This window comes from Streptomyces sp. NPDC029159 (assembly GCF_055564055.1).
Genome location: NZ_JBVHWT010000003.1, coordinates 65,129 through 89,789, shown reverse-complemented (window position 1 = coordinate 89,789; position 24,661 = coordinate 65,129). Strand labels below are relative to the sequence as shown.

General features: G+C 72.6%; 25 protein-coding genes. 6 read left to right on the top strand and 19 right to left on the bottom strand.

Annotated features, from left to right (window positions below):
* Nucleotides 1-37: 37 nt before the first annotated feature.
* Nucleotides 38-1,009 carry a hydrogen peroxide-inducible genes activator gene (locus ACZ4U4_RS07425; RefSeq protein ID WP_467869954.1) on the bottom strand — a complete coding sequence of 324 codons (972 nt, stop codon included), beginning with the start codon at nucleotides 1,007-1,009 and terminating at the stop codon, nucleotides 38-40.
* A 284-nt stretch (nucleotides 1,010-1,293) separates the two neighbouring features.
* On the opposite strand from ACZ4U4_RS07425, the gene ACZ4U4_RS07420 reads away from it, so the two are divergent.
* A complete protein-coding gene (locus ACZ4U4_RS07420; protein ID WP_030287969.1) occupies nucleotides 1,294-1,848 on the top strand; it encodes a peroxiredoxin in 555 nt (184 codons plus the stop codon).
* 11 nt (nucleotides 1,849-1,859) lie between these two features.
* Nucleotides 1,860-2,393, top strand: a complete 534-nt coding sequence (locus ACZ4U4_RS07415) for an alkyl hydroperoxide reductase (RefSeq protein ID WP_030287967.1) — start codon at nucleotides 1,860-1,862, stop codon at nucleotides 2,391-2,393.
* An 84-nt stretch (nucleotides 2,394-2,477) separates the two neighbouring features.
* Here ACZ4U4_RS07415 and ACZ4U4_RS07410 read toward each other — a convergent pair whose 3' ends face one another.
* The 4 genes from ACZ4U4_RS07410 to ACZ4U4_RS07395 form a co-directional block, all read right to left on the bottom strand.
* Nucleotides 2,478-3,989 (bottom strand): AI-2E family transporter, encoded by a 1,512-nt coding sequence (locus ACZ4U4_RS07410; RefSeq protein WP_467869951.1) that lies wholly within the window; start codon nucleotides 3,987-3,989, stop codon nucleotides 2,478-2,480.
* A 137-nt stretch (nucleotides 3,990-4,126) separates the two neighbouring features.
* Nucleotides 4,127-4,831: an aggregation-promoting factor C-terminal-like domain-containing protein gene (locus ACZ4U4_RS07405; protein WP_467869949.1), complete on the bottom strand. Its 705-nt coding sequence runs from the start codon at nucleotides 4,829-4,831 to the stop codon at nucleotides 4,127-4,129.
* A gap of 408 nt (nucleotides 4,832-5,239) precedes the next feature.
* Complete coding sequence (locus ACZ4U4_RS07400; RefSeq protein ID WP_467869947.1) at nucleotides 5,240-6,577, bottom strand: PhoH family protein; 1,338 nt, start codon at nucleotides 6,575-6,577, stop codon at nucleotides 5,240-5,242.
* A gap of 433 nt (nucleotides 6,578-7,010) precedes the next feature.
* Nucleotides 7,011-7,790 (bottom strand): isoprenyl transferase, encoded by a 780-nt coding sequence (locus tag ACZ4U4_RS07395; RefSeq protein ID WP_467869945.1) that lies wholly within the window; start codon nucleotides 7,788-7,790, stop codon nucleotides 7,011-7,013.
* Nucleotides 7,791-7,933: 143 nt separating this feature from the next.
* On the opposite strand from ACZ4U4_RS07395, the gene mgrA reads away from it, so the two are divergent.
* Nucleotides 7,934-8,971, top strand: a complete 1,038-nt coding sequence (gene mgrA, locus ACZ4U4_RS07390) for an L-glyceraldehyde 3-phosphate reductase (protein WP_467869943.1) — start codon at nucleotides 7,934-7,936, stop codon at nucleotides 8,969-8,971.
* Between the two features lie 304 nt (nucleotides 8,972-9,275).
* Here mgrA and ACZ4U4_RS07385 read toward each other — a convergent pair whose 3' ends face one another.
* A complete protein-coding gene (locus tag ACZ4U4_RS07385; protein ID WP_467870898.1) occupies nucleotides 9,276-9,992 on the bottom strand; it encodes a prepilin peptidase in 717 nt (238 codons plus the stop codon).
* Nucleotides 9,993-10,132: 140 nt separating this feature from the next.
* Here ACZ4U4_RS07385 and ACZ4U4_RS07380 point away from each other — a divergent pair, with 140 nt between their 5' ends.
* The gene (locus ACZ4U4_RS07380; protein ID WP_467869941.1) at nucleotides 10,133-10,504 is read left to right on the top strand and encodes a DUF192 domain-containing protein; all 372 of its coding nucleotides are present in this window, start codon (nucleotides 10,133-10,135) and stop codon (nucleotides 10,502-10,504) included.
* 196 nt (nucleotides 10,505-10,700) lie between these two features.
* Here ACZ4U4_RS07380 and ACZ4U4_RS07375 read toward each other — a convergent pair whose 3' ends face one another.
* From ACZ4U4_RS07375 to ACZ4U4_RS07320, 12 genes are all read right to left on the bottom strand, one after another.
* Nucleotides 10,701-11,369, bottom strand: a complete 669-nt coding sequence (locus ACZ4U4_RS07375) for an OmpA family protein (RefSeq protein ID WP_467869939.1) — start codon at nucleotides 11,367-11,369, stop codon at nucleotides 10,701-10,703.
* A gap of 8 nt (nucleotides 11,370-11,377) precedes the next feature.
* Nucleotides 11,378-11,959, bottom strand: a complete 582-nt coding sequence (locus ACZ4U4_RS07370; protein WP_467869937.1) for a hypothetical protein — start codon at nucleotides 11,957-11,959, stop codon at nucleotides 11,378-11,380.
* Between the two features lie 67 nt (nucleotides 11,960-12,026).
* Complete coding sequence (locus ACZ4U4_RS07365; protein WP_467869935.1) at nucleotides 12,027-12,752, bottom strand: pilus assembly protein TadG-related protein; 726 nt, start codon at nucleotides 12,750-12,752, stop codon at nucleotides 12,027-12,029.
* 41 nt (nucleotides 12,753-12,793) lie between these two features.
* Nucleotides 12,794-12,961, bottom strand: coding sequence for a hypothetical protein (locus ACZ4U4_RS07360; protein ID WP_467869933.1), 168 nt, complete (start codon nucleotides 12,959-12,961; stop codon nucleotides 12,794-12,796).
* Nucleotides 12,962-13,437: 476 nt separating this feature from the next.
* Nucleotides 13,438-14,331, bottom strand: a complete 894-nt coding sequence (locus ACZ4U4_RS07355) for a DUF5936 domain-containing protein (RefSeq protein ID WP_467869931.1) — start codon at nucleotides 14,329-14,331, stop codon at nucleotides 13,438-13,440.
* Between the two features lie 13 nt (nucleotides 14,332-14,344).
* Nucleotides 14,345-15,292: a type II secretion system F family protein gene (locus ACZ4U4_RS07350; RefSeq protein ID WP_467869929.1), complete on the bottom strand. Its 948-nt coding sequence runs from the start codon at nucleotides 15,290-15,292 to the stop codon at nucleotides 14,345-14,347.
* On the bottom strand, nucleotides 15,289-16,626 hold the full coding sequence (locus ACZ4U4_RS07345) for a CpaF family protein (RefSeq protein ID WP_467869927.1): 1,338 nt from the start codon (nucleotides 16,624-16,626) through the stop codon (nucleotides 15,289-15,291). The genes ACZ4U4_RS07350 and ACZ4U4_RS07345 overlap by 4 nt, the downstream gene beginning before the upstream one ends.
* The gene (locus ACZ4U4_RS07340; RefSeq protein ID WP_467869925.1) at nucleotides 16,623-17,129 is read right to left on the bottom strand and encodes a TadE family protein; all 507 of its coding nucleotides are present in this window, start codon (nucleotides 17,127-17,129) and stop codon (nucleotides 16,623-16,625) included. The genes ACZ4U4_RS07345 and ACZ4U4_RS07340 overlap by 4 nt, the downstream gene beginning before the upstream one ends.
* On the bottom strand, nucleotides 17,126-17,545 hold the full coding sequence (locus ACZ4U4_RS07335) for a TadE/TadG family type IV pilus assembly protein (protein ID WP_467869923.1): 420 nt from the start codon (nucleotides 17,543-17,545) through the stop codon (nucleotides 17,126-17,128). Before ACZ4U4_RS07335 ends, ACZ4U4_RS07340 begins: the two co-directional genes overlap by 4 nt.
* Nucleotides 17,546-17,549: 4 nt before the next feature.
* Nucleotides 17,550-18,896: an AAA family ATPase gene (locus tag ACZ4U4_RS07330; protein WP_467869921.1), complete on the bottom strand. Its 1,347-nt coding sequence runs from the start codon at nucleotides 18,894-18,896 to the stop codon at nucleotides 17,550-17,552.
* A gap of 13 nt (nucleotides 18,897-18,909) precedes the next feature.
* Entirely contained in the window at nucleotides 18,910-19,626 is a 717-nt protein-coding gene (cpaB, locus tag ACZ4U4_RS07325) for a Flp pilus assembly protein CpaB (RefSeq protein WP_467869919.1), read from the bottom strand.
* On the bottom strand, nucleotides 19,623-21,026 hold the full coding sequence (locus ACZ4U4_RS07320) for a hypothetical protein (protein WP_467869917.1): 1,404 nt from the start codon (nucleotides 21,024-21,026) through the stop codon (nucleotides 19,623-19,625). Before ACZ4U4_RS07320 ends, cpaB begins: the two co-directional genes overlap by 4 nt.
* A 389-nt stretch (nucleotides 21,027-21,415) precedes the next feature.
* Between ACZ4U4_RS07320 and ACZ4U4_RS07315 the strand changes: the two genes are divergently transcribed.
* Nucleotides 21,416-22,411, top strand: a complete 996-nt coding sequence (locus tag ACZ4U4_RS07315) for a chitinase (protein WP_467870896.1) — start codon at nucleotides 21,416-21,418, stop codon at nucleotides 22,409-22,411.
* A 102-nt stretch (nucleotides 22,412-22,513) separates the two neighbouring features.
* Here ACZ4U4_RS07315 and ACZ4U4_RS07310 read toward each other — a convergent pair whose 3' ends face one another.
* Nucleotides 22,514-23,431 carry a S1 family peptidase gene (locus ACZ4U4_RS07310; RefSeq protein ID WP_467869915.1) on the bottom strand — a complete coding sequence of 306 codons (918 nt, stop codon included), beginning with the start codon at nucleotides 23,429-23,431 and terminating at the stop codon, nucleotides 22,514-22,516.
* A gap of 265 nt (nucleotides 23,432-23,696) precedes the next feature.
* On the opposite strand from ACZ4U4_RS07310, the gene ACZ4U4_RS07305 reads away from it, so the two are divergent.
* Nucleotides 23,697-24,647, top strand: a complete 951-nt coding sequence (locus ACZ4U4_RS07305) for a TIGR03621 family F420-dependent LLM class oxidoreductase (protein ID WP_467869913.1) — start codon at nucleotides 23,697-23,699, stop codon at nucleotides 24,645-24,647.
* The last annotated feature ends 14 nt before the right edge of the window (nucleotides 24,648-24,661 follow it).

Sequence of the window (24,661 nt, the reverse complement as noted above, 5' to 3'; positions counted from 1 at the left end):
GCCGCCGCCGGGCGCGGAGATCCGGCGCCCGGCCCGCCTACGCCGCTTCCGCCCCCGGCTCCACCATCCGTACCGGCAGCCCCCGCAGCGCCACCCGCAGCGCCGCCGCGAACTCCTCGAACTCGCGCTGGCGCGCCGCGCCGCTGCGCATCGCCAGCGCGATCCGCCGGGCGGGCGCCGGATCGGCGAAGTACCCGGTGGTCAGCTCGTCGTTGCGGGCGGTCTCCACGCGCAGCGCGGTGCGCGGCAGCAGCGTCACCCCGAGTCCGCCGGCCACCAGCTGCACCAGCGTCGACAGGCCGGCCGCACTGGTCGTGACCGGTGCCCCCTCCTCGCGCCCGGCCTCCCGGCAGATGTCGAGGGCCTGGTCGCGCAGGCAGTGCCCCTCGTCGAGCAGCAGCAGATCCAGCTCCTTGAGCGCCTCGCGGGGGATGTCACCGCGCCCGCCCAGCCAGTGTTCCTTCGGCGCGACCAGTACGAAGTCCTCGTCGAACAGCGGGAGTTCGGTGATCTGCGGGACGCCGAGCGGCACCGCGAGCAGCAGCAGGTCGAGCCGCCCGTGCCCGAGCCCGTCCAGCAGTGAGGCGGTCTGCTCCTCGTGGACCTGGAGGTCGAGGTCGGGGTAGGTGTCGTGGACCAGCCGCAGGACCGTCGGCAGCAGATACGGCGCGACGGTGGGGATCACCCCGAGCCGCAGCGTCCCGGTGAACGGCGCCCGGGCCGCCTCCGCCTCCTCCAGCAGGTCGCCGACGGCCGCCAGCACCGTCCGCGCCCGTGCCGCGACGCGCTCCCCGGCGGTGGAGAGCAGCACCTTGCGGGTGGTCCGCTCCAGCAGCTGTACGCCGAGCGTCTCCTCCAGCGCCGACACCGCTCCGGACAGCGCGGGCTGGCTCATCCCGATCTCCGCCGCCGCCTCCCGGAAGTGCAGCTGCTCGGCGACCGCGACGAAGGCCCGCAGCTGCGCCAGGCTCGGCTGCCGCGCCCGCCCCCCGCTCACCGGCGACACCACTGATAACCACCTCCGATCAACACCATCCAGTCTACGGAGCCCCCACCCGAACCCACCGACTCCGCTTTCCCACGGCGGCTCCCCGCCCCCGTGAACCGATTTCCGGCGCCCCGACACCGCTCACCGGCACCTGGCACACCACCCGAACAGCACTGATAACCGCACCCAATCAACATCAACAACTCTGGCTATTTCCCTGATCAATGCCGTGTATGGCACTGTGTTATCCGTCCAACCCTCAAGGAATGCCCCAAAAGGGACTTCCGGTGTTGCAAGGAGAGCGCGTGCTCACTGTCGGTGACAAGTTCCCCGAGTTCGACCTGACCGCCTGCGTTTCGCTCGAATCCGGTAAGGAGTTCGAGCAGATCAACCACAAGACCTACGAAGGCAAGTGGAAGATCGTCTTCGCGTGGCCGAAGGACTTCACCTTCGTGTGCCCCACCGAGATCGCCGCCTTCGGCAAGCTGAACGACGAGTTCGCCGACCGTGACGCCCAGATCCTCGGCTTCTCCGGTGACTCCGAGTTCGTGCACCACGCCTGGCGCAAGGACCACCCGGACCTGACCGACCTGCCCTTCCCGATGCTCGCCGACTCGAAGCACGAGCTCATGCGCGACCTGGGCATCGAGGGCGAGGACGGCTTCGCGCAGCGCGCCGTCTTCATCGTCGACCAGAACAACGAGATCCAGTTCACGATGGTGACCGCCGGCTCCGTCGGCCGTAACCCCAAGGAGGTCCTGCGGGTCCTCGACGCCCTGCAGACCGACGAGCTGTGCCCCTGCAACTGGTCCAAGGGCGACGAGACCCTCGACCCGGTCGCGCTCCTCTCGGGCGAGTGAGCTGATTCCCCATGGCTCTCGATGAACTGAAGTCCGCAGTTCCGGACTTCGCCAAGGACCTGAAGCTGAACCTCGGCTCGGTCATCGGCAACAGCGACCTCCCGCAGCAGCAGCTGTGGGGCACCGTCCTGGCCTGCGCGATCGCCTCGCGCTCGCCGAAGGTGCTCCGCGAGCTGGAGCCGGAGGCCAAGGCCAACCTCTCCCCCGAGGCGTACCAGGCCGCCAAGTCCGCCGCCGCCATCATGGCGATGAACAACGTGTTCTACCGGACCCGGCACCTGCTGTCGGACCCGGAGTACGGCACGATGCGCGCCGGTCTGCGGATGAACGTCATCGGCAACCCGGGCGTGGACAAGGTCGACTTCGAGCTGTGGTCGCTGGCCGTCTCGGCCATCAACGGCTGCGGTATGTGCCTCGACTCGCACGAGCAGGTGCTCCGCAAGGCCGGTGTGGACCGCGAGACGATCCAGGAGGCCGTCAAGATCGCCGCCGTCCTCCAGGCCGTCGGCGCCACCCTCGACGCCGAGGCCGCCCTGGCGGAGTAATTCCGCCCGCGCACCCGCGCATGCGAAGAAGCCCCGTGAACCGGTCGGTTCACGGGGCTTCTTCCTGTGCGTCAGAGCGCCCGGTCACTTCCCTGACGGTGGCCGCGCCGGCGGCGTCGGCGCCACCCCGATCGCCGTGGCCCCCCGCGGCTGCGGCGCCATCCGTACCGCCTGTTCCAGGGAGTACGAACGGAGGTAGCCGACGACGGTGTTGGTGACGGCCACCAGCGGAACGGCGACCACCGCACCGCCGATCCCGGCGATCAGCCCGCCCGCCGCCACCGAGAGGATCACCGCGAGCGGGTGGACCCGGACCGCGCGCCCCAGGATGAACGGCTGCAGGATGTGGCCCTCGATCTGCTGCACCGCCAACACCACCGCGAGCACCATCAGCGCGGTGAACATGCCTTGGGTGACGAGCGCGACAACACAGGCCAGCGCGCCCGAGACGACCGCACCGATCAGCGGGATGAAGGCGAACAGGAAGATGAAGACCGCGAGCGGCACGGCCAGCGGCACCTTCAGGAAGTACAGCCCGATCCCGATGAAGAACGCGTCGATCATCGCGACCAGCACCGTGCCGCGGACGTACGCGGTCAGCGTCCGCCAGGCCCGCGGCCCGGCCCCGGCCACGCCCTCCCGGGCGGCGAACGGGACCAGCTTCAGCATCCACTCCCAGATCCGCCGGCCGTCGTAGAGCAGGAAGAGTGTGGTGAACATCGCCAGCAGGATGCCGGTGAGCACCTCCAGGACGACGGTGACGCCCTCCAGACCGGCGGAGGTGATCGCCTCGGTGTTGGCGCCGACCGCGTCCTGAAGGTTCTTGGCGATGTTGTTGATCTGCCCCTCGGTCACATGGAACGGACTCTTGAGCAGCCAGCCCTTCAGCTCGGTGATGCCCTCCTGGATCCGGTCGGAGACCGAGTCGATGTTGGCCTGCACCTGCCAGACGACGAACCAGCCGACGAGTCCCATGATCACGAAGCCGCCGATGAACGTCAGCGCCGTGGCGAAGCCGCGCGGCAGCCCCCGGCGCCGCAGCCAGGCCACCGTCGGCTGGAGCAGCGCGGTGATCAACAGCGCCGCGACGAAGGCCAGCACGACCAGCTCGATGGTGGTGATGACCTGGGCCAGCACCCAGAGCGTCCCGGCCAGCACCAGCAGCCGCCACCCCGCCTCGGCCGCGACCCGCACCCCCCACGGCACCGCGGACGCCGGATCGGGCCGCGCACCGACGGCCGGAGCGTACGCGGGCGGCGCGGGCACGGACGCGGCCACCCGGCCCTCCTCCGCACCGGACGGCACCGCAGTGCTCCCGGACGCCGCGGCCACCGGCACCACCGGCTCCGGCCCGGCGGCGGCCACGGGCTCCTCGGCCGCCGCGGACTCCTTCCCCGCCGCAGGCACTTCGGGCTCCGCACCCGCCGCACCGGAGGCTTCCGTACCGCCCGAGGACCCGGAGCCCTCGGCACGCCGCAGCGCCTCCGCATCCTCCGCCGCCGCGGCTTCGGCCCGGCGGCGCTGTTCCTCCAGCCGCTGCGCGAGCCGCGTCAGACCGGCGCCGAGGCCACCGACCCATTGAGGCAATCTGGACATGTCGTTCCTCTTCCCCTCCCGCCCCCCACTCCTGACGGGACGACGTTACCTGTGCGGGACGCACGAAACCCCCGACGCTGACGCGGTCGGGGGTTTCGGTGTACGTGCAGTACTGCCGGGGGCCGGCGGGGTACGGCCTAGTACCAGCTGTTGGCCTGCCAGAAGCTCCAGGCACCGCAGGGGCTGCCGTACCGGCTGTTCATGTAGTTCAGCCCCCACTTGATCTGGGTGGCCGGGTTGGTCTGCCAGTCGGCGCCCGCGGAGGCCATCTTGGAGCCGGGGAGTGCCTGGACGAGACCGTACGCGCCGGAGGAGGCGTTGGTGGCCTGGTAGTTCCAGGTGGACTCGTGGTTCACGATGTTGCTGAAGCACTGGAACTGGTCGGCCGGGACCATCTGTCGTGCGATGGCCTGCGTCTCGGCAACCGTGTACGAACCCTTGGAGACGAAGTCGCTGGCGTCACGGGTCGCGGAGCGCGACACCTCCAGCTTCTTCTGACGCTCCTCGGCGTCGGCCTTGGCCTTCGCCTCCTTCGCCTCGTCGGCGGCGGCCTTCTTCTCCTGCGCGGTCTGCGCGGCGGCCTTGCGTGCCGACTCCTGCGCGGACTTGAGGGCTGCCGCATCGGCCTGGGTGGACTGGTCGTCCGCCTGCTGCGTCAGGGAAGCCGTCTGCACCTGGGCCTGCTGGCCCGCAGGGAGGTCGGCGATCGTCGCGTCGGCTGCCGCGGCCTGGGTGTTGTCCAAGCCCGGCTGGTTGCCTGCAGCGACGCCGACCACGGCGCCGACGGTGGTGACCGCGGTGGCGGAGGCCACGGCGAATCCCCGGACCGAGATCCGGCTCACACGATTTCCTTCCAGCATCGCCCGCATAGGTGACCTCGCGGACGCAATCGTGCCCCTGGCGCTGGCTTCCCTTGTTCCGCCCCCTGTTGAGCGGCGGGGTCGGCTGGTCACGGGAGGCACGGGCCCGGTACGTCCCCCTCGGGGGCCGCGTGGTGCTCGGGCGGCATACGGCGGTCGCTATGAAGTTCGGGTTGGTACCGCACCTCTGAGGATGCTGGTGGTGCCGTATGCGGGGCCTGACAGGACCCAGACTCTGCCCGACGGGGCCACCGGGAATCAATTCTCCACCGGGTGTGAAAGCTCACACCCGGTTTGCCCCCTGAGATTCCCGGATATTCCCGCGCATCAGAACGCCGCCCGGTTAAGCTCCTTGGCTTCTCCGGGCGGCGTCCCCTCGTACACACCGGGTCAGATGCTGCCGTCCTCCAGCATTTCGGTCACCAGCGCGGCGATCGGCGAGCGCTCCGAGCGGGTCAGCGTGACGTGCGCGAAGAGCGGGTGCCCCTTCAGCTTCTCCACCACGGCGACCACCCCGTCGTGCCGTCCGACCCGCAGGTTGTCCCGCTGCGCGACGTCATGCGTGAGCACCACCCGGGAGTTGGCCCCGATCCGGGAGAGCACCGTCAGCAGGACGTTCCGCTCCAGGGACTGGGCCTCGTCGACGATGACGAACGCGTCGTGCAGCGACCGGCCGCGGATATGGGTCAGCGGCAGCACCTCCAACATGCCGCGCTCCACGACCTCCTCGATGACCTCCTTGCTCGTCACCGCGGAGAGCGTGTCGAAGACCGCCTGCGCCCAGGGGCTCATCTTCTCGGACTCGCTGCCCGGCAGATAGCCCAGCTCCTGCCCGCCCACCGCGTACAGCGGCCGGAAGACCATCACCTTGCGGTGCTGACGGCGCTCCAGCACCGCCTCCAGGCCCGCGCAGAGCGCCAGCGCCGACTTGCCCGTACCGGCCCGCCCGCCCATGGAGATGATGCCGACCTCCTGGTCCAGCAGGAGGTCCAGGGCGATGCGCTGTTCGGCGCTGCGGCCGTGGATGCCGAACGCCTCGCGGTCGCCGCGCACCAGCCGCACCGCGCCGTCCTCGGTGACCCGGCCGAGCGCCTTGCCGCGCTCCGACTGGAGGACGAGCCCGGTGTGGACGGGCAGTCCGTCGGCCTCCGGCACGTGCGCGACCTCGTCGGCGAAGAGCGCGTCGACCTGCTCGGCGGTGACGGCGACCTCGCTCATGCCCGTCCAGCCGGAGTCGGTGACGGCGAGTTCGGCGCGGTACTCCTCGGCGAGCAGTCCGACGGACGACGCCTTGATCCGCATCGGCAGGTCCTTGGAGACGACCGTGACGTCGTACCCCTCGGCCTGGAGGTTGCGGGCGACGGCGAGGATCCGTGCGTCGTTGTCGCCGACGCGGCTGTGGCCGTTCCAGAAGGCGGCGGGCAGGATCCCCGGGTCGGAGTGGTTGAGTTCGACTCTGAGGGTGCCGCCCAGATCGCCGATGGGCAGGGGCGCGTCCAGCCGCCCGAACCGTACGCGGTACTCGTCCAGCAGGCGCAGCGCCTGCCGCGCGAAGTACCCCAGCTCTGGATGGTGCCTCTTGGCCTCCAGCTCCGTGACCACCACGACCGGCAGGACGACCTCGTGCTCGTCGAAGCGGGACATGGCGCCTGGATCGGCCAGCAGGACGCTGGTGTCGAGGACGTAGGTGTGCCGGCCGCTCTCACGGCGCTTGTTGCTGTTCACCACGGGTGGACGAACCCCCTCGGATGAGGTCGGGGTGCGACGGCGTCGCGGGGGACAGGACCGGGTTCTGGCCGCGCTGCGCGGGCCGAACACCGGCCCTCCGCGTCGTCCGTGCGGGTCGCACGGGCCTCCGTGATGCGCAAAGGGCCTCCCGGGCGGACGGCCCCATGCCGTCCGCTGAGATACGGCGCCCGTGTCTGATTCCGGACGCCGACCTGCCAGGAACATTCCCGCGTTGGGGTGCGCCCATGCCCGGCGCGCGGGCGCACAGGCGGTGAACCTTGGGTGACGCGCGCCGGGTACGGCCGCGCCCCGGCCACCACCTGGGGTGACCGGGGCGCGGAAGAACCCGGGGCCGGCGCCGCGCCGGGCCGCCCACAACGGGGACGTACCCGGACACACGGGAAAAAGCGGGCCGGAAGCGGAGTGCGGCGGGCTAGCAGCCGTAACGCCGGTGGCGGGCCGCGTAGTCGCGGAGCGCGCGCAGGAAGTCGACCTTCCGGAAGGCGGGCCAGAAGACCTCGCAGAAGTAGTACTCGGAGTGCGCCGACTGCCAGAGCATGAATCCGGACAGCCGCTGCTCGCCGCTGGTGCGGATCACCAGGTCCGGGTCGGGCTGGCCGCTGGTGTAGAGGTGGCTGGAGATGAGGTCGATGTCGACGGTCTCGGCCAGCTCCTCGAAGGAGGTGCCGCGGTCGGCGTGTTCGAGGAGGAGCGAGCGGACCGCGTCGGCGATCTCCTGGCGGCCGCCGTACCCGACGGCGACGTTCACCAATATGCCGGTGTTGTCGAGGGTGTCCTCCTCCGCCTTCTTGAGGACGAGCTGGGTGTCCGACGGCAGCAGATCACGGTTGCCGACGTGGTGGACGCGCCAGCGGCCGTCGGCGGCGAGATCGCGCACGGTGTTCTCGATGATGCCGAGCAGCGGGTTCAGTTCGACCTCGGGCCGGTCGAGGTTGTCGGTCGACAGCAGCCAGAGTGTGACCACCTCGACATCGGTCTCGGCGCACCAGCCCAGCAGTTCGCCGATCTTGACGGCACCGGCCTGGTGGCCCTGCTCGGGTGTCCGGCCGTCGGCCCGTGCCCAGCGGCGGTTGCCGTCGAGGATGACGCCGATGTGCTTGGGCACCTGGCTGTGGTCCAGCCGTCCCTCGACCCGTCGTGCATACAGCCGGTAGACCAGATTCCGCAGTGCCTGCGGATACGGGATACGCATCCCCGAAGATCGCAGCATGAGTGTGGACCAGCCCCTCCGTGCCCTTTTGGCGGTCGCCCCGTCGCCTAAGGCCATAACTTTACGTCTCGGGCGTGTCGATGGCCGCATCAGGTGTCCGCGAGGGCCGTGATAGGGAGTTGACCATGACTGATTCTTCTCCGTACGGCGCCATGGATTCGCGCTACGACTCCATGGAGTACCGGCGCACCGGACGCAGCGGCCTGAAACTTCCGGCCATCTCTCTGGGACTCTGGCACAACTTCGGCGACGACCGCACCTTGGCCTCCCAGCGCGCGATCCTGCGCCGCGCCTTCGACCTGGGTGTGACCCACTTCGACCTGGCCAACAACTACGGTCCGCCGCCCGGATCCGCCGAGCTGAACTTCGGGAAGATCTTCGCCCAGGACTTCCGGCACTACCGCGACGAGATCATTCTCTCGACCAAAGCGGGATATCGGATGCATCCCGGCCCGTATGGGGAATGGGGTTCGCGGAAATATCTCCTCTCCTCGCTCGATGCCTCGCTGAAGCGGATGGGGGTCGATTACGTCGATATTTTCTACTCGCACCGCTTCGACCCGGAAACCCCGCTGGAGGAGACGATGGGCGCCCTCGCGTCCGCCGTCCGCCAGGGGAAGGCGCTTTACGCCGGCATCTCCTCGTACACCTCCGAGCAGACCCGCGAGGCGGCCCGGATTCTGCGCGGGATGGGCGTTCCGGCGCTGATCCACCAGCCGTCGTACTCGATGATCAACCGCTGGACCGAGGACGACGGGCTGCTGGACACCCTGGAGAGCGAGGGCATGGGCTGCATCTCGTTCGCGCCGCTCGCGCAGGGGCTGCTCACCGACAAGTACCTGCACGGCGTCCCGGAGGGCTCGCGCGCCTCGCTGGGCAAGTCGCTCGACCCGGGGCTGCTCTCCGAGGACGTGGTGCGGCGGCTGCGGGGGCTCAACGAGATCGCCGCCCGCCGGGGGCAGTCGCTGGCGCAGCTGGCGCTGGGCTGGGTGCTGCGGGATCCGCGGATGACGTCGGCGCTGATCGGGGCGAGCAGTGTGGCGCAGCTGGAGGCGAACATCGCGGCGCTGGGCGCTCCGGAGCTGACGGAGACGGAGCTGGCGGAGATCGACGAGTTCGCGCAGACGACCGACGGGGTGAACATCTGGGCCCGCCGGAGCTGATCCCGGCGGAAGGAGCGGCGGCCGGGGCTGCGGGCCGGTCCGGCGTCCGGGAGGCGGTGTGCGCCCCCGTATGCCGTGTGCTCCTGGCGTGCGCCGGGGGCTGCCGAATGTTCAGGAACGGAGCCTGAAGGAAACCCCGGACAAAAAGCGGGCCGGTCCGTGGGGGGGGATACGGACCGGCCCGAGGGGGGGCTTCCACCATAACCCCATGAGCCCTGTGGTGTGCGCAACATCGGAGAACCGGTGTGCCCCGGTCGCGCGCCGGGGCGCACCGCCGCCGTCGGGGAGGCGGTCGCGGCCCTCGTCAGGCGGCTGCCGCGGCCGCCGGGAGCAGCCCGCAGAGCGCCCCGGCGATCAGATACGGGCCGAGCGGCATGGCTTCCCGGCGCCGCCCGGCGAGCAGCAGCCAGCAGCCGCGGAGCGCACCGAGCCCGATGCCCGCGGCGGCGCCGATGAGCAGGGTGTGCCAGCCGTACCAGCCCAGGGCCGTGCCGAGGCCGACCGCCAGCTTGGCGTCGCCGAGGCCGATGCCGCCGGGGTTGGCGACGAAGAGCAGCAGGTAGCAGCCGCCGAGCAGCAGCCCGCCGAGGACCGCGCGGCGCCAGGACCCGGCCGCGCCGCCGAGCTGTGCGGCACCCCCCAGCCCGGCGGCGGCGAGCACGGCGAGCGTCGCCGTCAGGGCGTCCGGGAGGCGGCGTACCCGGAGGTCCACGGCGGCGAGGAGCACCGCGACGGGCGCCATCAGCAGCCAGGCGGCGAGTTCCGGGCGGGGCCCGGTGGCGGCGGCCAGCGCCGCGCAGACCAGTGCGGTGACGGCCGCGGTGGCGGCTGCCCCCGGCCCGTACGCGGCACCGCAGGGGCGGCAGCGGGCGGTCCCCAGCCAGCCACGGGCCGGGCCGGTGAGGGGGTGTCCCCGGGGGCAGTCGGTGCGCCGGTCGTGGTCCGGCTCGACGCTCAGCCGGTGGGCGGGCCGGGGCAGCAGCACTCCGGCGGCGGCGCCGTAGAGGGCGGCGAGGATCATCAGCGTCGGGGACACCCGACGACCATAGAGCGCGGGGGCCGGTCGGGTGGAGCGGTGCGAGGGCGCGGTCCGCGGTGTGTACGCGGGTGGGGCCGGGGCGCCCGTACCGGCAGGGGCGGGCGGCTGGTAGAACGGCGGCCATGGCGCGTTGGCGGGACGGTACGGGGACGGTGCACGGGGCGGACATGCCGGTCGCGGTGGAGATCGCCGCGTCCTACCGGGCCCGCAGGCGGGGGTTGCTGGGCCGGGACGGGGTGGCGGGCGCACTGCTGCTGACACCGGCGAGCGGGGTGCACACCTTCGGGATGCGGTTCGCGATCGATGTCGCCTACCTCGACCGGACGTTGCGGGTGCTCGCGGTGCGCACCATGGCCCCGGGCCGGCTGGGGATGCCGCGCCCGCGCGCCCGTCACGTGCTGGAGGCGTCGGCCGGGGCGATGGCCGGGTGGGGGCTGCGGGCGGGCGTCCAACTGACAGTCCGTACGGGGGAAGAAGTGGACCGGGGGAAGTGAGCCGGGGCACGTAAGACCATCCGTGAACGGTCGGCTGCCTCCTCTGATGCAGCGCCACACGGCGTCACGTCACATCACCACCTTCAGGAAGCCTTCCTGATAACTCAGCCGTCGCGATGACTCAGCCGCCGCGGCGCGCGAACCATCAGGAACCCTCCCTGAAAACTCGCCCCCTCAGAGACCCGCCCCCTCGCTCTCACTCCTCCCGGGGAAAGCTGACCTCCACCCGGCGGTTCTTCTTGCGGCCCGCCTCCGTGGAGTTGTCCGCGATCGGGTACTGCTCGCCGTAGCCGCGGATCTCGAAGGTGACGCCGGAGCCGAGGTCCTGGGCGAGGCCGCGCTGGACGGCGCCGGCGCGTTGCCGGGAGAGGGTCAGGCCGTGGGCGGCGGAGCCGAGGTTGTCGGTGAAGCCGAAGACCCGCAATTTCCGGGCGTGTTGTTTGGTGACCTCGGCGGCGATGGCGGAGATACGGGAGCGGGCGTCGCCGGTCAGCTCGGCGCTGTCCTTGCCGAACAGGACCTCCGCCTGGAGCGCGAACGTCACGTTGTCGTTGGTGTCCTGGCGGCGTTCGGCGCCGTCGTCGGTCTCCACGACGGACTTGATGTTGAGGACCTTCGCCGGGGCCAGCGTGGCGCCCTGCACCATCCGCAGATCGGGGTCGCGCGGGTCGATGGCGACCGGCGGTGTGGTGTCCTCGGTCAGTCCGGGCGGGGTGTCGGCGTGTGCGGCGGGGGCGGCGAGTCCGGTGGCCAGCAGCAGGGCGGCGGCGGTGACGGCGCGTCCGGTGCGGGCGGCGCGCGGCGGGTGCGTACCCGTGGGGCGGGTGCCGGTCGGGTGGGGGCGGGGCGGGTGCGTCGCGGGCATGGTCGCGGTCACTCCGTGATCCGTACGTCGGCGGGCGGCATCGTCGGGAGCTGGAAGTCGACCTCGGTGACCTTGGCGGGCGGGGCGGGGAACTGCGCGAAGATCGGGCGGCTCTCGCCGGGCCGCAGCCCGCTCAGGCCCGTGGTGCACAGGCATTCGCCGTCGGTGTCGCGCAGGACGAGGTACCGCTTCTTGCCCGCCTTGTCGACGAGGGTGGCGCCGGAGAGGGAGGAGCGGGAGCGGAGTTCGGATTCGTTGGAGCGCCAGTCGATGGCGTTGAAGACGTGGGTGCCGTGGTTGACGACGGTGCCGTTGACGGTGACGAAGCCACCGGAGTCGCGGATGACGGAGTGCAGGGTGATGGTGACGCCGTCCGGGCCCTTCATCTCGCCGATGGCCTTGTCGACGTCGGCGGCGGGGGCGGTGGGCTCGGCGGTTGCGGGACCGGTGTTGCGGGCCGGTGCCCGGTCGTCCGTCGTTCCTCCCCCGGCGTCACCGCCTCCGCAGCCGGCGACGAGGAGCGCCAGGCCGACCGCTGCGGCCGTGGCGGCCGCTCCTCGGGCGGCTTTCGTCGTGCGCCGCATGCTCATGGGTGCCAGTCCTTCGGTCGTCAGCGATTCGGTGGGCGGTCGGCCGTGCCCGGGACCGGCGGCGCGGTCATCGGGCGAGCCGGACGGCGAACAGGTCGGTGGCCCCGGGCAGTCCGCGGCCGTCGTGCAGGTCGCCGGGGACCAGGTGCCATGCCTTTCCGTCGCAGACGAGCCCGGGGAGGGGGGCGTCGTCCGTGCCGTCGGGACCGTGCTTCCCCTTTCCCGCACCGGCGTCGCCGGTGCCGGGTCCGGGGGTGCTGGAGGGTACTCCCCCGGCGGGGGTGTGCGGTCCGGTTGTCGGGGGTGTGTCGCCGGACGCATCCGCATGGCAGCGGGGTTCGACGACGGCGGTGGCGCGGGCCTCGGCGTGGGCGGACTCCGTACCGGGCACGACGGAGTGGCCGACGGCGGAGCGGGAGCGGACCTGGACGGCGAAGGAGGTGGGCCAGGAGTCGGGGGTGCAGTCGGTGAGGTCCGCGCCGTTGCGGCCGGCGAACCAGCCGGCGCTGTCGCAGGCGGTACGGGAGTCGGCGCCGCGGCCCTCCAGCAGATCGCGCCAGTCGGCGCCGGAGCGCAGCGCGTCGAGGAGGCCCTCGGTCAGCCGGTCGCGGTACTTCTGGCCGGCGGCGAGGGCGGCGGCGTCGGCGGCGGTCTGGGCGCCGCCGCGGCTCGCGGCCGCCTGGCCGACGGCGAAGAACGCGAGGGCGAGGAAGAGCAGCCCGGCGACCGCCACGATGTAGACCGGGAACGCCTGTCCGGCATCGCGCGGCGGACGGGCGGCGGGGGCGGTCATGGCGGGGGCGCCGGGCGGGGCGGGAGCGGGGGCGCGGCCCGCTAGATGCCGACGACTTCGGAGATCTTGTCGGCGATGGCGTTCGCGATCTGACTGCCGAAGTCCGTGGTGGACAGCACCAGGACGATCGCCACGACCACCGCGATGATGCCGAGGTACTCGATCGAGGTCTGCCCCCGGTCGTCGTGCCTCACGATCCGCTTCGCCATCGTCTTCTCCTCCAAGGGCCCCCGCACCGCTCTGGTCCGGTAGGGCTGTTCCCGTGGTGTCGGCGCGTAGCTCCGCGGTCACGACACGAGAAAAGTACGCCGCGAAAGCCCTCCTGGAACAGGGAATCTCTACCCCAACCTGTTCGGAGGACACGGCGAGGAGCCGGAGCGAACGAATCCGGCCAACCGGCGCGTTTGGCGGAAGCGGTGCACCTCGCATTCCGTTCACCCCCGATCCCCCTGCGCTCCCCGCGCGGGACATCCCGTACCCCGATGGCGGCTCCACTGTGACACAACTCGTTGCTGTTGCGAAGGAGTTGGCGGCAAGCCGTCGGCGACCGCGAACGGTTTCGGTCGCCCGCCCGCATCCGGTACGCGACGCTCCGCCGGGAACCCGGAGCAGAGCGGCGAACCGGCCACCGGGGCGCGGCGCGCGGCGCGTCCGGGTGAATCCGGCGGCGGCAGTTCGGCGACTTTCATTTCCCCATCAGGGAGCCGAAATCGGTGCCGGAGCCGAGGAAGAAACCGGCGATCAGCAGGATCATGGTCGCCGGCACCATGAAGGTGGTGACCACCATGGTGGCCTTGGGGACGGCGCGGGCGGCCCGGCGGCGGGCGTTCTGCGCATCGGTGCGCCGCATGTCGTCGGCGATCTGGATGAGCGTGTCGACGATCGGCGCGCCCAGCTCCTCGCCCTGCTGGAGGGCGGTGACGAACTGCGCGACCTGCTCGGAGTCGTTGCGTTTGCGCAGTTCCTCGAAGGCGGTACGGCGGCTGACGCCCATGTCCATCTGGCGCAGCGTGATGCGCAGCTCGTCCGCCCAGGGCCCTTCGTAGCGGTCGGCGACGCGGTCGAGGGCCTGGCGGAAACCGAGCCCCGCACTGACGACGACGGCGAGGACGTCGAGGAAGTCCGGCAGGGTCCGTTCGATGGTGTCCTTGCGCTGGCGGATGGCGGCACGGATGCCGACCTCGGTCCAGAAGCAGGCGAACGCCACCATCAGGACGCCGAGCAGCGGCTGGCCGCGCAGGAACATCACCAGCGCGCCGAAGAGCCCGAGCCCTCCGTAGACCGCGCGCCGGGCGGCGTAGCGGTCGACGGTGAGCCCGCCCGGGTTGCCCGCCAGGTCGATGCGGCGGCGCAGCCGGGAGACCCGGTCGGGGCCCATCAGCCGCAGCACCAGCGGCGCGTAGCGCATGCCCGTACGGTCGACGGCGGAGCCGACGGCGGTGGTGCGGCGGGCGCCGACCTCCAGGGAGAGGGCGAGGTCGGGCGGGAGTTTCGCCTCGCGGCGGTAGAGCGCGAGGCCGCCGCAGGCGCCCGCGACGGACAGCGCGGCGAGCAGCGCCAGCAGGATTCCGGTGCCCATGCGTTGCCGTTCCCTAGACGTCGATCTTGGAGAGCCGTCGGATGAGAAAGAAGCCCAGACCGTAGAGGACGAAGGCGGCGACGACGGCGAGTTGGCCGAGGAAGGAGGAGGTCATCCGGTCGATGGCGCCGGGGGCGATGCGGTTCATCAGCAGCAGGGTGCCGATGCCGAGCAGCGGGACGACGTACGCGGTGACGGTGACCTGGGAGAGCTGGGTGCGGACCTCGCGGCGGGTCTCCTTGCGCTCCTCCAGAGTGCGGGTGAGGTTGCGCAGCGAGCCGACGACGGTGCCGCCGGCCCGGTTGGCGAGGACCAGGGTGGTGACGAGGACGACGAGTTCGCGGGAGGGAAGACGTTCGGCGAGCTCGTCGAGCGCCTCCTCGACGGAGTGGCCGACGGCGAGTTTGTCGGACACCTTGGCCAATTCCTGACCCGCCGGTGCCTCCAGCTCCTCGGCGGCCATGCCCAGCGCCGTCCGGAGCGCCAGACCGGCCTGGGTGGCGTTGGCGAGGATGCGGGACAGCTCCGGGAGCTGGTTGATGAAACGCTCGGTGCGCTTGCGGCGCTGCCAGTCGAGGAAGGCGAACGCGGCCCAGACGGCGGTGAGCGCGGCGATCGGCCCGAAGAACGCGGCGAGGACGGCGTGCGCGAGCAGCCAGAGGGCGACGACCGTCCCGGCGAGGTAGGCGGTGAACTCGCCCGGGGTGACGTCGAGCCCGGTGGCGGCGAGCCGTTTCTCCAGGCGGCGGCCGTAGCGGGTGCCGCGGACCGCGCGGTCGAGGGCGGCGAGGCGGCGGCCGCGCCCGGCCACCGGCAGCCGGCGGTCGTCGGCGAGCCGGTCGACGACGGCGCGGCGCCGGTCCCGCCCGGACGCGTAGAGCTGGAGCCCGGCGACCGCGAGGACGCAGCTGAGCAGGGCGGCGCCGACGGTGAGGAGCGCGGGGTCGAGGGCGCGCGTCATCGGGCCTCCCGGGTGGCGAGCTGATCGTCGGTGGCGGCGACGCCGAAGGCGGGCGGTACGGATTCGCCCGCCATCCGCAGGCGGTCGGCGGTGCGCTGCGGCAGCGGGAAGTGGCGGATGCGGCCGTGGACCTGCCGGTCGGCGGTCATCGGTTCGGTCTCGAAGCGGCAGACGGTGGCGAGGCGGTACGCCTGGTGGCCGCGGGAGTCGAGGAGGGCGACCTCGGTGATGCGGCGGGCGCCGTCGGCGCCGCGCCCGAGCTGGACGAGGCAGTCGACGGCGCTGTTGATCTGGTCGCGCAGCGCCTCGAAGGGGATCTTGACGTCGGACATCGAGGCGAGGGTCTGGAGCCGCATCAGGGCGTCCTCGGCGCTGTTGGCGTGGACGGTGGCGAGTGAGCCGTCGTGGCCGGTGGACATCGCCTGGAGCATGTCGAGGGTCTCGCCGCCGCGGACCTCGCCGACGATGATGCGGTCGGGGCGCATCCGCAGGGAGTTGCGGACCAGGTCGCGGATGGTGATGCGGCCCTTGCCCTCGACGTTGGGCGGGCGGGACTCCAGGCGGATGACGTGGGTCTGCTGGAGCTGGAGTTCGGCGGCGTCCTCGACGGTGATGATCCGCTCGCCGTCCGGGATGAGCCCGGAGAGCGCGTTGAGCAGGGTGGTCTTGCCGGCGCCGGTGGCCCCGGAGACGACGATGTTGAAGCGGGCGCGGACCAGCGCGGCGAGCAGCAGCAGGGTCTGTTCGTCGAGGGTGCCCATGCCGAGGAGTTCGGCGAGGGCGTAGGCGCGGGGGAAGCGGCGGATGGTGAGGACGGCGCCGTTGAGGGCGAGCGGCGGGATGATGACGTTGACGCGTTCGCCGGACGGCAGCCGGGCGTCGACCATCGGATTCGACTCGTCGACCCGGCGGTTGACGGTGGAGACGATCCGCTCGATGGTCTGCATCAGCTGCTCGTGGGAGGCGAAGCGGACGGGCACCGGCTCGACGCGGCCGTGGCGTTCGACGTAGATCCGGTCGGGGCCGTTGACCATGATCTCGGTGATGGAGGCGTCCTCCAGGAGCGGTTCGAGGACGCCGAGGCCCAGCGCCTCGTCCACGACACGGCGGATCAGCAGATCGCGTTCGGCGGTGGAGAGGACCGGGCCCTCGCGGCTGATGATGTGGCCGAGGACGCGCTCCAGGCGGGAGCGGCGTTCGGCGGCGGTCAGCGCGGACATCTCCGCGAGGTCGATCTCCTGGAGGAGTTTGGCGCGGTAGACGGGCACCAGCCGTCCGTCGGAGCGGGCCTCGCCCTCCGGTTCCGGGGCGGTGATCCGGCCTTTGAGGCTCATGGCGCGAGGACTCCTTCCGGGGCGGCGCCCGGTGCGTGCGCGGCCGCGGGGCGGGGCATCGTCGCGCTGCGGCTGACGGTGCCGAGGGAGACCCCGGGGATGACGGAGGGCAGGGTGACGGTCGTGGTGGCGCGGACCGCGTCGCCCGCGCCGCCGACGCCGATCCGGGCACGCTCGGCGACCCATCCGGTCATCGCGGCGCGCCCGGCGGCGGCCGGGTCGCGCTGCCGGTCGAGCGGGTCGAGCGAGGCGGTCCGGGCGGCGGCGCGGGCGCCCGTACCGGCCTGCTGCACGGCGAACGCGGCGATACCGAGCTGGACGACGGCGAGCGCGACGATCAGCAGCAGCGGGAGGAACCCGAGGAATTCGATGGACGCCTGACCGCGGTCGCGGGCGGGTCCGCGGAGGCGGCGGGCTCGCCGTGCGCCAGGGGCGCGGGCGGCGCCGGACGCGCCGGGTCCCGGACCCGTACGGCGCGGCCCGCGCCACCTGGTGCGGCTCATCGGCCCTCCTCGTCGACGGCTCCGGCGGTGCCGCTGACCGTCCAGGGGAAGGCGGCCGCGCCCGGGAAGAGGACCGGGACCTTGAGGCGTACGGTCGCGTGCCACAGGCCCGCGTCGGCGGCGCAGGTGGTGGTCGCGGCGGCGCGCCAGGAGGCGGGGAGTTCGCCGGTGGCGGCGGTGCGGCAGGCGCCGGGGCCGCCGTCGCGGAGCGCCACGGCGGCCCGCGCGCCCCGGTCGGCGGCGTGCGCGGCGAGCGAGAAGGTGTAGCCGACCAGCACGAACTGCCACAGCAGCACGAGGACCAGCAGGATCAGCGGCAGCATCCCGGCGAACTCGACGGTGACCTGACCGCGGTCTGCGGCGTACGTGCGCGCCGCGCCACCGGCCCCGTCCCGCCCCGTGCGGGCCCGCCCCATCCGCTCAGCCCTCCTCGTACGGGGCGGGGCCCGCCGGGGTCTGCGGGGCGGCCGGTCCCGGGGCAGTCTGGGGCGGGACGGGGCCCGCCGTGAGGGCCTTGCGGCGGCGGCCGGTCAGGGAGGGGAGGGTGCGGTGGCCGGACTTGAGCCGGGGGACGCCCGACGACGCCACCAGGCCCAGCTCCCCGGCGAGCGCCCACAGGGCCGCGCGGACCGTGGAGCGGGCGTCCAGGTCCTGCATCCGCCCGGAGTCGACGCAGGGCTGAAGCTCCTTGAAGGCCGCGGGGACGGTGGTGGCGGCGACGGTGGTGCCGGTGGCCTTGGCGATCAGCGGGGGCTGGATCTCGGTGTGCCGGGTGAGGCGGTTGACGACGGTGAGGGTGGATTCGGCCTTGCGGATCCGCAGCCGGTCCCAGAGCCGGACCTGGCGTTTGGCGGCGCGTACGGCGACGACGTCCGGGGTGGTCACCAGCAGGGCGGTGTCGGCCAGTTCCACGGCGGCGGCGTTGGCGGACTGCATCTGGGAGCCGCAGTCGGCGATGACGACGTCGTAGCGGGCGCGCAGCGCGGTGACGATCTGCCGGGCGGCGTGGTCGTCGACCTCCTCGCCGCGCTCGCCCTCCTCCGGGGCGAGCAGCAGCGCGAGGCCGGTGGGGTGGTCGTGTATGGCGTCGGCCAGCACGCGGGCGGAGAGGTCGGCGATCCCGGCGAGGTCGACGACCGAACGGCGGAACTGGACGTCCAGGTAGGAGGCGATGTCGCCGGACTGGAGGTCGAGGTCGACGAGGGCGACCCGGCGGCCGGACTGGCGGGCGGCGAGGGCGAGTTGGACGGCGGTGACGGTGGTGCCGGTGCCGCCCTTGGCGCCGGTGACGGTGAGCAGCGTCCCGGCCGGTCCCGGCGGGGCCTCCCGCCCGCCGCCGAGGTGGACGCGGACGCCCGCGGCCCACTGGGCGGCGGCCCGGACGCGGGCGGTGAGTTCGTCGTGGCCGAGCGGCAGCCCGGCGACGCCGCGGGCGCCCGCGTCCATGGCGGCGGAGTAGAGCGCGGGCCCGGCGTCCGCGGTGAGCAGGACGACACCGACCGCGGGGAAGCGGAGCGCCACCTCGCGGATCAGGTCGAGGGCGGGCAGCGGTCCGATGCGTTCGTGGACGAGGACGACCTCGGGCAGCGCCTCGACGGCGGCGGGCCCGGCGGCGTCCGGCGGTGCGGCTCCGGCCAGTGCGTCCAGGAGCGCGGCGGAGTCGGCGACCGGTGGCGCCACGGCCGCGTCGGGCACTCCGGCGAGCAGGGTGGTCAGGGCGCGGGCGGCGTCGGGGTCGCCGACGGCCGGCAGGATGCGGATGGTCACCGGTGCCTCCGGGTCACTTGTCGCCGTCCAGGGTGTAGGTGCGCTCGCCCGGCGGGATGGCGCGGTCGGATCCGGGGGCGAGCAGGGCGAGGCGTACGTGGGAGGCGAAGGACTCGGCGTAGGCGACGCGTTGGGCGTCCTTCGTGTCGAGCGAGAAGGTGATCGGGACGGCCTCGCCCTCGCGGCGGGCGCCGGTGGCGTCGCCGGGGTCCTGGGCGGCGAGCGGGGTGAGCTTGCCGACGTCGATGACCTGGGCACCGGCCACGATGACCTTGGAGACCGGCTTGTCCTCAGGGCGCTTGCCCTCGAAGGTGGCGTAGATGTTGACCCGGGCACCCGGGGTGATCTTCCCGGCGACGCCGGTGGCCGCGTCGATCATGATGGCGATCTCCTGGCGGCCGGGCTGGAGCGCGGGCCGGGCGACGATCATGTCGTTCTGGAGCAGCGAGCCCTTGTGGAGGGGGGTGACCGCTATTTTCCCGCTGAGGGCGTCGAGGTGGGTGACGGCGGTCGGCGGCAGCCAGCGCTCGGGCATCGTGACCTTCTCGAACTGCCCCGGGTCCAGCGGGGTGTAGGCCGCCACATCGGACTTCAGCCGGTACGCGGTCCGCTCCGGGCCGACCTTCGACTCGACGTTGCGGATCACGGAGAGCACCCCGGCGAAGGCGCCGGCCGCGCAGAGGACCGACAGCAGGAGCAGGATCAGGCCGCGGCGCTGACGTGCGTTCATGGGTGGGGGACCTCGATCGGGGCGGGACGGGGCTGCTGCGGACGGGGAACGCCCCCGGGCACGCCGGGCGGCGCCACCGGGGAGAGTCCGAGGGCGTACGGGGGCCCGGCCGGCGGCGGGGCCACGGGCGGCGGCCCGGTGGGCGGCCGGCCGGCGAACGGGCCGCCGGGGAGCGGCCCCGGCAGCGGCGCGCCGCCCGGGTGCGCGCCCGGGTACGGCGGCCCGGTGGGCGGCGCGTCCGGGGGCAGCGGGGCGGGGGCCGCGGGGAACCCCGGCGCGCACGGCGTTCCGGTGGCGCCCGGCATCCCCGGCGCGCCGAACGGCCGGGCCGCGGGCGGCGCCTCCCCGGGCGGCACGGCACCGGGCGGTGCGGAGGCGGGCGGCGGGGCGGCGGGCGGGGGCCCCGCGGGCAGCGGGCCGGGCGCCGTACCCGGCAGCGGCGCGGGCGCTCCGGCGGGTGCGGGCGGTCCACCGGCGGGCGCCTCCCCGCCGCCCGGGGGCAGCGCGGCAGGCGCACACCGCGCCCCCACGGCCCCACCGGTCACCGCGCGTCCACCTGCGGCGACGTGTTCCGCGCCACGGCACGGCGTACCGCAGAACGCACAGCGGTCGCCGAGGAGTTCGAGGCCGCACCAGGCGCACTCCTCGCGGCGTACCGAGGAGACCAGGCGGTGCAGCAGCGCCGGGTCGGGGATGGCGGCGGCGAACTCGACGAGCTTGCGGGTGCCCCACCACCGGGCGGACTCGGCGGGCAGCGGCACCTCGTGGGTGCCGCGCACCTGCCAGGCGGGGGCGAGGACGGAGCCGACCCAGTCGCCGCTGAAGTGGCCCCGGGCGAGCACCAGCTCCGTGGCGTACGAGGGGGCGGGCAGGGCGGCGTCGGCGCTGTGGCGCTCCACCCTGACCAGGTGCGGTGCGGGCGCGGCGAGGACCGCGTACTGCACGCCGGGCAGCCAGGACGTCATATGGGCGCGGAGGTCGACCGCGACGCGGTCCAGTCCGCCGACGGTGGCGAGCAGCGCCCCGGCGTGGATGTAGTGCGCCAGCAGCCGGGCGGCACAGGCGAGGACGCCGGGGCTGAGCGCCGAGCGGGAGAGTTCCCGCAGCTGACGGGCGAGGACGGCGAGGCCCAGCGGCGGCAGGTCCACCTTGACCAGGGCGATGCGGTCGCTCTCCAGCAGTCCGCGGAGGGTGTGCAGCCGCCGTACGTGGTCCGCCGGGCAGGCGTCGGAGTAGAGGACGACGAGGTGGCCGTGGTGTTCGAGGACCGCGGCGGTCTGTGTCAACGCCTCGTCGAGCGGCTGGAGGTGCGGGGCGGGGAGCACGACGGCCGCGGGGGTGGTGCGGTCGGCGGCGGGCAGCGCGAGATCGGAGCCGGTGACGGCAATCGCGGTCGGCACGCCGCTCCCTCCCCACTCCCTCCGGCCTCCGTTTTCCCGGGGCCGCTGTCTGCACTGCCTGCGTCTGCACTGCTTGCGCACTCGGCGCCGTACGTCCAGCACTTTATCCGCGAGATACGTCCGGGAGAACACGTTCCGGGCGACCGAACCCGCGTCTGCGGCCCCTGGGGTAAGGCCACTTCACCTCCTGGCCATCGTCACGCCCGCCACCCGCAAGGGGCAACGGGTGGTGTCGGAAACCTTGACAGGGGTATTGGTCTGGACCACGTTGTACGGCAGCGCAGGGGCCCCTGCGCGCGCACCGCACACCCCCAACTCCCCCACAGCCGGAGGCAGTCGTGGTTGGCGCACGAAGCAGGAAGACACGTTCGGGTACGACGAGGAAGGCGCTGCCGGCCGTGGTCGCCGTGGCGGCGTTGTTGACGGGCGGTGCGCTCTCCGCGGGCACCGCCCAGGCGGCGCCGGTAAGCCACCGGCAATCCGTTCCGGCCGCGGGCGCGTCCGCCGTCGCCAAGCACGCGGTGACCGGCTACTGGCAGAACTTCAACAACGGCGCCACCGTCCAGAAGCTGAAGGACGTCGACAACGCGTACGACATCATCGCGGTCGCCTTCGCCGACGCGACGGGCAAGCCGGGTGAGATCACCTTCAACCTGGACCCGGCGGTCGGCTACGGCTCCGCGGACGATTTCAAGGCCGACATCAAGGCGAAGCAGTCGGCGGGGAAGTCCGTGATCCTCTCCGTCGGCGGCGAGAAGGGGTCCGTCTCGGTCAGCGACTCGGCCTCCGCGGACGCCTTCGCCGCGTCGCTGAACAAGCTGATGGACGAGTACGGCTTCAACGGCGTCGACATCGACCTGGAGAACGGCCTGAACTCCACCTACATGACGCAGGCGCTGAAGGCGGTGCACGCTGAGCACCCCGATGTGGTGGTGACGATGGCGCCGCAGACCATCGACATGCAGTCGCCGCAGAACGAGTACTTCAAGACGGCGCTGGGGATCAAGGACTTCCTGACCGTCGTGAACATGCAGTACTACAACAGCGGGTCGATGCTGGGCTGTGACGGCAAGGTCTACTCCCAGGGCACCGTGGACTTCCTGACCGGGCTCGCCTGCATCCAGCTGGAGAACGGTCTCGCCCCCTCCCAGGTCGGCCTCGGCGTCCCGGCGTCCTCCAGCGCGGCGGGCGGCGGCTACACCGCGCCGTCGGTGGTCAACGCCGCGCTGGACTGTCTGACGAAGGGCAGCGGCTGCGGCACGTTCAAGCCGTCGAAGACGTATCCGGGGCTGCGCGGTGCGATGGCCTGGTCGACCAACTGGGACGCGGCGAACGGCAACGCCTTCGCCTCCCAGGTCGGCAAGCACGTACACGAACTGCCGTAGTCACCCGGTGCGGGCCCGGAGGTGACGGGCCCTGCCATCCCCCATACGGGCCGGGCCCCGCGTAGCGTGCGCGCGGGGCCCGGTCTCTTCGTATGTGCGGGGTCAGTGGCGGACGCCGGACGGCTTGGGCAGCTCACAGCCGGAGGCGTTCAGGTCGAGCTTGTTCCCGGCGGTGAAGCACTTCGGGATGCCGTAGGTCTCCTGGCCGTACGGGGTGCCCTTGTGCACGGTGACCGCGCCGCTCTCGTCCACCTCGCAGGGGTTGTTGAGCGTGCACTTCTCACCGTCCTCGTTGACGGTGTTGTTGATCGCGGTGACCTTGCCGGTCTCGTCGTCGATCACCGGGGAGCCGGAGGTGCCGCCGATGGTCTTGCAGTCGGTGGTGTAGCGGACCGAGTCCTTCCAGGTCCAGTCGCCCTCCTTGAGCTGGGGGACGAAGCCGTCGATGGCGCAGGAGTAGGTCTGCTTCCAGTAGCCCGACACCACGGTGATCTTGTGGCCGTCGGTGGGGTGCGCGGTGTCCAGCTCCAGCGGCTTGATGCCGTACTTCTGCTGGATGTCGGCGTAGGTGGAGCCGGTTTCGTAGAGGGTGACGTCGGTGTCGGTCATCGTCGCGTAGACGACCTTGGTCGCCTTGACGGTGCCGAGGCTGCCGGCCTTGGCGTCCAGGACGGTGAAGCTGCGGGTGGAGGGCTGGTCGGTGATGACCTCGCCCGCGCCCGGCATCCCGGACTCCAGGCAGTGACCGTTCGTCATGACGAGCGCCGGGTCGGTGTCCTTGGAGGTCGGCATCTTGACGATCGAGCCGGAGCAGTTGCTCAGCGCCACCGTGCCGGCGAAGTCGACCGCCTGGGTGTGGACGCCGTGCTTCGCCGGGGCGGATATGGGCGCGGTCGCACGGAACGTGTTGGGGGTATCCGTGCCGGACTTCGGGGCGGCACCGGCCGTTCCGGCGGTGCCCACCAGGGCGGCGGCGCCCAGCACGACGGTGGCGAGGGTGCCGACGAGAGGTCGGTTCATTGTGGGGTCCTCTCACGCTGCGTACCGCAGGGCGAACAGCCCTTCGGTTTGTCGTGCGCATTGTTGGCGGACCCGGGCCCCAGGGCAATGAATCGGCCCGAATCGAGGGGAAGTTGGCGCACCGTGCCACCTTGCGCCGCCCGGACCGCCGGGGTCGTCCCGTTCCGTCCCGGGCGGGCGGCGCCATCCCGCGAAGCTCCCTCGGGCCCGTCCGCCCCTCGCGAAACGGCGGTGGGCGCCGGGCCGCCGCGGGCACCGTGCCGTCATGACCGCTTTCCGTTTCTCGGCCAATCTGTTCGCACCGTCCGGGCCCGCCGACCTCGCCGCGACCTGCCGCCGGATCGAGGCGTGGGGGTACGACACCCTCTTCGCCGCCGACCACCTCGGGGCGGCGGCGCCGTTCCCGCTGCTGGTGGCCGTGGCGGCGGCCACCGAGCGGCTGCGCGTGGGGACCCTCGTCCTCAACGCGCCGCTGTGGAACCCGGCGCTGCTCGCCCGGGAGATCGCCACCACCGACGTCCTCACCGGCGGGCGCCTCGATGTCGGGCTCGGCGCCGGGCACATGAAGTGGGAGTTCGACGCGGCGGACATCGCGTGGCGCCCGCTGCCCGAGCGGCTGCGGCAGCTGACCGCGGTCCTCGACCACCTGGACGCGGCGTTCGCCGCCACCGACGGCTTCCCGCAGCAGGCGGCGCTGCACGAGGCGGGGCTGCCGGTGCTGCGCCCGGTGCAGCGGCGGGACTTCGGCGGGTACGGGCCTCCGCTGATCATCGGCGGCAGCGGCGAAGGGGTGCTCGGCCTCGCGGCCCGCCGGGCGGGCACGGTCTCCGTCGCGGGCATCCATCAGGTGCCGGGCGCCGAGCCGGGGACGCTGCGGATCGGGACGGCGGCGGAGGCCGCGGACCGGGTCCGTTTCGTACGGGAGCGGGCCGGGGCGCGGGCGGCGGCGCTGGAGTGGCACGTCCTGGTCCAGGCGGTGGTCGAGACCACCGACCGGCGGGCGGCCGCCGCCGCGCTGGTGGACACGTACGGCCCCGGGGTGAGCGCCGAGGATCTGCTGGAGACGCCGTTCCTGCTGGTCGGCACCGTCGAGGAGATGGCGGATCAGGTGCTGCGCAACCGCGAGCGGTTCGGTTTCACGTACTACTCCGTGCAGCAACCGCACACGGAGGCGTTCGTGCCGGTGATGGAGCGGGTGCGGGCGCTGGGCGGCTGACGGGCCGGGCGGCC